Genomic DNA, 6,556 nt, shown 5'->3' with positions numbered 1-6,556 from the left:
AGCACCAACGAGCTTAGACCTCTCTCGCTGGGTGCTGGGTCAACATACAAGGAGCTGCCGCAGGCTGCGATCTTTTGATTTTGATCTTCATAAAGCAAGATCAAAAGATCGCAGCCTGCGGCAGCTCCTACAGGGGCGATATGTTCCGTATATCTATAAGGTTGATAATAGACAGAGTTTTACATTGAACCCGAGGGGGTGTCTGACTATAATGGCGCGCTTCCATTTTCCCGCTCGGGAGCCCCCGCGATGCTGCGTATCAGCCAAGAAGCTCTGACATTCGACGACATTCTCCTAGTGCCCGGTTATTCCGAGGTGCTTCCTAACGAAGTCAGTCTCAAGACCCGCCTAACCCGTGGCATCGAGCTGAATATTCCTCTGGTTTCTGCCGCCATGGACACCGTCACTGAAGCCCGACTGGCAATTGCCATGGCTCAGGAAGGTGGCATCGGTATTATCCACAAGAACATGACCATCGAGCAGCAAGCTGCCGAAGTGCGCAAGGTCAAGCGTTACGAAGCCGGCGTGGTCAAGGATCCGATCACCATCGAGGCTGACGCCACGGTGCGTGAACTGTTCGAACTGACCCGCCTGCACAACATCTCCGGTGTTCCGGTACTGCACGATGGCGACCTGGTCGGCATCGTCACTTCCCGTGACGTGCGTTTTGAAAATCGTATGGAAGCCACTGTCCGTGAAGTGATGACGCCTAAAGAGCGCCTGGTCACGGTCAAGGAAGGCGCCGACAAGAACGACGTTCGCGAGCTGTTGCACAAACACCGCATCGAACGCGTCCTGATCGTCGACGGCAAGTTTGCCCTCAAGGGCATGATGACCGTCAATGACATCGAAAAAGCCAAGGCTTACCCGCTGGCCAGCAAGGACGATCAAGGTCGTCTGCGCGTAGGCGCTGCAGTCGGCACCGGTAAAGACACCGGCGATCGCGTTGCGGCGCTGGTAAATGCCGGCGTTGACGTGGTGGTGGTCGACACCGCCCACGGTCACTCCAAGGGTGTGATCGACCGCGTTCGCTGGGTCAAGCAGAACTTCCCTGACGTGCAGGTCATCGGCGGCAACATCGCCACCGGCGCTGCCGCCAAGGCCCTGGCCGAAGCGGGTGCTGATGCAGTCAAGGTCGGTATCGGCCCTGGCTCGATCTGCACCACCCGTATCGTCGCTGGTGTAGGCGTGCCGCAAATCAGTGCCATCGCCAACGTCGCCGCAGCCCTTGAAGGCACCGGCGTTCCGTTGATCGCCGACGGCGGCATCCGTTTCTCCGGTGACCTGTCCAAGGCCATCGTAGCCGGTGCTTCCTGCGTGATGATGGGCTCGATGTTCGCCGGTACTGAAGAAGCGCCGGGCGAAATCGAACTGTTCCAGGGCCGTTCGTACAAGGCTTACCGTGGCATGGGTTCGCTGGGCGCCATGTCCCAGGCCCAGGGCTCTTCCGACCGCTACTTCCAGGATTCCTCGGCAGGCGCCGAGAAGCTTGTACCTGAAGGCATCGAAGGGCGTGTTCCGTACAAGGGCACCCTGAGCGCCATCATTCACCAGCTGATGGGCGGCCTGCGTTCCTCGATGGGTTACACCGGCAGTGCCGACATCGAAGAAATGCGCACCAAGCCCGAGTTCGTGCGGATCACCGGCGCCGGCATGGCCGAGTCCCACGTGCATGACGTGCAGATCACCAAGGAAGCGCCAAACTACCGCGTAGGTTGAGGCTTCAAGCACAAAGTTAAGTAACCGGGGCTGTTTTCTTCAGCCCCGAGTTGTTTCTGAATCACGACTGTTTCTGAATTACTTAGACGAGACTGAATCATGTCCCTCGACATTCACGCTCACCGCATCCTGATCCTCGACTTCGGTTCCCAGTACACCCAGCTGATTGCCCGCCGCGTGCGTGAGATCGGCGTGTACTGCGAACTGCATCCGTTCGACATGGATGAAGACGCGATTCGCGAATTCGCTCCGAAAGGCGTCATTCTCGCCGGCGGCCCCGAGTCCGTGCACGAAGCCAACAGCCCGCGCTGCCCGCAGGCGGTGTTTGACCTGGGCGTGCCGGTCTTCGGTATCTGCTACGGCATGCAGACCATGGCTGAACAGCTGGGTGGCAAGGTTGAAGGTTCCGAGCTGCGTGAGTTCGGTTACGCCCGTGTCGACGTGGTCGGCAAGAGCCGCCTGCTCGACGGCATCGAAGACCACATCGACGCTGACGGCCTGTTCGGCCTCGACGTGTGGATGAGCCATGGTGACAAGGTCACCAGGATGCCGCAGGAATTCCACATCCTGGCCAGCACTCCAAGCTGCCCGATCGCCGGCATGTTTGACGACGCTCGCGGCTACTACGGCGTGCAGTTCCACCCGGAAGTGACCCACACCAAGCAGGGCGGTCGCATCCTGTCGCGTTTCATCCTCGACATCTGCGGCTGTGAAGCCCTGTGGACTCCGTCGAAGATTGCCGAAGACGCCATCGCCAACATCCGCGCCCAGGTGGGTACCGACAACGTACTGCTGGGCCTGTCCGGCGGCGTCGACTCCTCGGTGGTTGCGGCCCTGTTGCACAAGGCCATCGGCGACCAGCTGACCTGCGTCTTTGTCGACAACGGCCTGCTGCGCCTGCACGAAGGTGAGCAAGTGATGGCCATGTTCGCCGAGAACATGGGCGTCAAGGTGATCCGCGCCAACGCTGAGGACCAGTTCCTCAACAACCTGGCTGGCGAAAGCGACCCGGAGAAAAAGCGCAAGATCATCGGTCGCACCTTCATCGACGTGTTTGATGCCCAGTCCAACAAACTGGACAACATTAAATACCTCGCCCAGGGCACCATCTATCCGGACGTGATTGAGTCGGCTGGCGCGAAAAGCGGCAAGGCCCACGTGATCAAGTCGCACCACAACGTGGGCGGCCTGCCGGAAGAAATGAACCTCAAGCTGGTTGAACCCCTGCGCGAGCTGTTCAAGGACGAGGTCCGTCGCCTGGGCCTGGAACTCGGCCTGCCGTACGACATGGTCTACCGTCACCCGTTCCCGGGCCCGGGCCTGGGCGTGCGGATCCTCGGTGAAGTGAAGAAGGAATACGCCGACCTGTTGCGTCGTGCCGACCACATCTTCATCGAAGAACTGCGCAAGGCCGACTGGTACCACAAGGTCAGCCAGGCGTTCGTAGTGTTCCAGCCGGTGAAATCGGTTGGCGTGGTTGGCGATGGCCGTCGTTACGCCTGGGTCGTGGCCCTGCGTGCCGTGGAAACCATCGACTTCATGACCGCGCGTTGGGCACACCTGCCCTACGAACTGCTGGAAACCGTCAGCGGCCGGATCATCAATGAAATCGAAGGCATCTCCCGCGTGACCTACGACGTGTCGAGCAAGCCGCCAGCGACCATTGAGTGGGAGTGAGGTTTGGTTTCAACTATCTGATTTTATTGTAAAAATAAGAATTGATAGTGATCTTCACTACGTCATCAATGGCGTTTTTAATGGCGCCCATCGTACGTATGTGAGAGAGCTACATCGATACCATGTCCCGGACAAGGAATGCCGGCATGGTATCGAGAACGCTTAGCAGCGCAGATGTCAGCAATAACTGTTTGCCCATCTCCCCTATGGTGTTGGCGTGTGTTTTGAAGAACTTTACGCGCAACCTTCAACCCGCGCAGATTTCCGGCTAGAAGTTATCAATCGCGTTGCACATCGACACCTTCCCTGCTGGCTGCGGTTGGACCATCGCCCACTGCTTGCCGCCCGCCTCCAATTCATCCAGCTGGAACGAACAGTCCGCCGACATGGTGGCCTGCACCATGTAGTCCACGCCAGGCCGAGGGACGAAGGTCATGGTCTTGGCACACTGCCGGGAATATTGCAGGCGCCCCAGGTAATGGAACGCGATCGGCTTGTTCGCCGGCACCACCAGCTCCGACGAGACCGCACCGGCCCACGAAAAGATCGGTCCGGGAATGCCGAGGTTTTCGCCGTTATGGTCGGGGAAGCCGGGTTTCGCCGACGCCATCACCCCCGCGCCGGGCACGTTCCAGTCGAGGCAATCACGCTCCGGCACGGCGCGCACCAGGCCGTCGGTGAGCAGGCGGATACGCGCGGTCTCGCCGCCCTGCGGGGGCACATAGCCGGTGGACAGCGAACGCACGTTCGCCACTTGGCCGCAGCCGCCGAGCGATAGCAGCAGCACGGCGGGGATTACAGGCAACAGTCTCATCAGGAATCGACTCGTAGGGGGAAGTTAAGGCTGGCGGCAGTTCTGGTTGACCGACAGATGTGGCGCCGGCTCATAGCTCACGCGCTGCAAACCATCGGCGTCCTGGAACAGGAAGTATTTGACGCGACAGTCCTTGAACATCCCTGAGTAACCCTCCGCCCGGAAGCCTTGGCCATCGACCTGTTTGGTCACGGTATTGTTGCGGCTGACCACCGCGAGCACCTTCTGATAGCTGTCGCCCATGTTTACCCCAGGCTCGCCGGTGATCGCGGCCGAGGAGGCGCAACCACCCAGCGCTGTTGCCGCCAGGGCCAATGCGGCACCATACAATCCGTTGCGTAGATTGTTCATTCCCTGTGTCCTTTTGGTGATGGATTAACGGCGGCCGTCGCACACCGGCGATTCGCCAATACGACCGAGCTTGCACATGTCCAAGTTATCTTTGCGTTTGTAGCCTGCGTCTTTCATGCAATAGAAGTTCAGTAACCTCACATCGATTGGCGACCTGTCTCCTGCGCCGTCAACATTGGTATATCCGCACGCACGCATCGCAGCAATGATCCCGGTCTGCGATACGCCCTCCTTGTACCATTTTGTGTAATCCGGAGCCGGCGGTTGAAAGCCCCTTCCCGTGCAGCCAACCAGTAACACAGCGCAAAAACTCAGCAACAGGCTCCTCGTGAACATGGCGTTCTTCCTTATGGGTTGACTCGGATAAGTGTGGGACGCCGTAGGGTGAGTCGCTCTAGAAGGGTTTGCAAGCGGCCCCGGCATCCTCATAGCGGTTATGCACTGTTTGATTGCCGTCCAGCACGTTCAGTCATTCCCATAGGCGAGCATGTTTCAGCTTATGAAGTATTGGTCCATTTACCAACATTTCACTGACCGTAACTCCTGGTCTGCGAGTACTTTCCGGTATTGGATCTTGAGTCAATATAGGATCAGTGCGGAATTGGCAGACGGGTCAATTCCCCAGCCGAGCATGACATCGCATGAATGATGCATTGCGTGTGAAAACAGGTTTTCGTTTATGATATTTTTCGTGGTATCAGCAGAGATGATCAAAATAAAGATATGATTTATATTGGTTTTTTAAGATTGTTTATGTTCGAGTGGGAGTAGGCTGATTCGCAACTATTTGATTTTTATCTAAAAAATAAGAATAGATAGTGATGTTTGCTACGTTGTCAATGGCGTTTTTAATGGCGCACATCGTAAGTATTTGAGAGCGCTAGATCGATACCATGTCCCGGATAAGGAATGCCGACATGGTATCGAGAACGCTTAGCCGAGCAGATGTCAGCAGTAACTGTTTGCCAGTCTCCACTTCGAGTAACTCTCCGCACGGAAGCCTTGGCCATCGATCTGTTTGGTCACGATATTGCCGTTGCTGACCACGGCGAGCACCTTTTGATTGCCGTCCCCATGTTCACCCCAGGCTTGCCGTTGATAGCGGTCTAGGTGGTGCAACCACCCGGCGCTGATGCCGCCAACACAAGTGTAGTGCCGTACAGTCCGTTGCGTAGATCGTTCATTCCCTGCTTTCTTTTGCTGATGGGTTACCGGCGGCCTTCACACACCGGCGATTCGCCGATGCGGCCTTCCTTGCACAGATCAATGTTATCTGTGCGCTTGAAACCGGAGTCTTTCATGCAATAAAACTGCGTGAGTACCTCGTCAATAGGCGTCGTGTCCCCCGTCCCTGTCAGGTTGGTATAGCCGCATGCGGTCATAGCGCTCTTGACACCCTCTTGCGAGACCCCGCTTTTTTTCCAATTGGTAAATTCCGGCGGCGGCGGTTGAAAGCCCCTACCTGTGCAGCCGATCAGTAACAACGCGCAAAAACTCAACAGCAGGTTCCTGGTAAACATGGCGTCTTCCCTGATGGTATGACTCGGAAAGCATGTGATACGCCGTCGTCTGACTCTTTCTAGACAGGTCTGCGCATTCCCACGCGGAGTGTGCGAACAATCATTACCGGCGGCCTTCGCACACCGGCGATTCGCCAATGCGGCCTTCGCACACCGGCGATTCGCCAATGCGGCCTAGCTTGCACAGGTCGAGATTATCCCTGCGCTTGAACCCTGCGTCCTTCATACAGTAGAACCGCGTCAGCACAACATCAATCGGCGAGGTGTCTCCCGCGCCATGAAGATTGGTATACCCGCAAGCACGCATGGCGTTGTCGACGCCCGATTGGGTTACCCCCTTTTTCTACCACAGTGTGTAGTCCCCGGGTGGCGGTTGAAAAGGGGTACAGCCCCCAACTACTGCCAGAAGGCTCAGGCCCAACAACTGATTTCGAGTCAGCAACATCACATTCTCCATGTCCATGAGCGCCCCGGA

The 6,556-nt window shown here is 57.4% G+C and carries 6 protein-coding genes and 1 pseudogene; 2 read left to right on the top strand and 5 right to left on the bottom strand.

What is annotated here, in order from left to right:
* Window positions 1-249 precede the first annotated feature (249 nt).
* Window positions 250-1,719 carry an IMP dehydrogenase gene (gene guaB / locus AAEZ05_RS13525; RefSeq protein WP_045062144.1) on the top strand — a complete coding sequence of 490 codons (1,470 nt, stop codon included), beginning with the start codon at window positions 250-252 and terminating at the stop codon, window positions 1,717-1,719.
* Window positions 1,720-1,818: 99 nt separating this feature from the next.
* Window positions 1,819-3,396: a glutamine-hydrolyzing GMP synthase gene (gene guaA, locus AAEZ05_RS13520; protein WP_045062146.1), complete on the top strand. Its 1,578-nt coding sequence runs from the start codon at window positions 1,819-1,821 to the stop codon at window positions 3,394-3,396.
* A 268-nt stretch (window positions 3,397-3,664) separates the two neighbouring features.
* On the opposite strand, the gene AAEZ05_RS13515 is transcribed toward guaA, so the two are convergent.
* The 5 genes and pseudogenes from AAEZ05_RS13515 to AAEZ05_RS13495 all read right to left on the bottom strand — a co-directional run bounded on the left by AAEZ05_RS13515 (window position 3,665) and on the right by AAEZ05_RS13495 (window position 6,526).
* Entirely contained in the window at window positions 3,665-4,210 is a 546-nt protein-coding gene (locus AAEZ05_RS13515) for a hypothetical protein (RefSeq protein ID WP_082069250.1), read from the bottom strand.
* A 24-nt stretch (window positions 4,211-4,234) separates the two neighbouring features.
* On the bottom strand, window positions 4,235-4,561 hold the full coding sequence (locus AAEZ05_RS13510) for a hypothetical protein (RefSeq protein ID WP_045062148.1): 327 nt from the start codon (window positions 4,559-4,561) through the stop codon (window positions 4,235-4,237).
* 24 nt (window positions 4,562-4,585) lie between these two features.
* Window positions 4,586-4,897, bottom strand: coding sequence for a hypothetical protein (locus AAEZ05_RS13505; RefSeq protein WP_010655636.1), 312 nt, complete (start codon window positions 4,895-4,897; stop codon window positions 4,586-4,588).
* Window positions 4,898-5,769: 872 nt separating this feature from the next.
* Complete coding sequence (locus tag AAEZ05_RS13500; protein ID WP_045058059.1) at window positions 5,770-6,081, bottom strand: hypothetical protein; 312 nt, start codon at window positions 6,079-6,081, stop codon at window positions 5,770-5,772.
* A 103-nt stretch (window positions 6,082-6,184) separates the two neighbouring features.
* A pseudogene (locus AAEZ05_RS13495) lies at window positions 6,185-6,526 on the bottom strand (hypothetical protein).
* Window positions 6,527-6,556: the final 30 nt, after the last annotated feature.

The organism is Pseudomonas sp. HY13-MNA-CIBAN-0226 (assembly GCF_040310305.1).
In the GTDB taxonomy this organism is placed as follows: domain Bacteria; phylum Pseudomonadota; class Gammaproteobacteria; order Pseudomonadales; family Pseudomonadaceae; genus Aquipseudomonas; species Aquipseudomonas gregormendelii.
The sequence above is the reverse complement of the archived record's forward strand: the minus strand, read 5'-3'. Positions and strand labels throughout refer to the sequence as shown.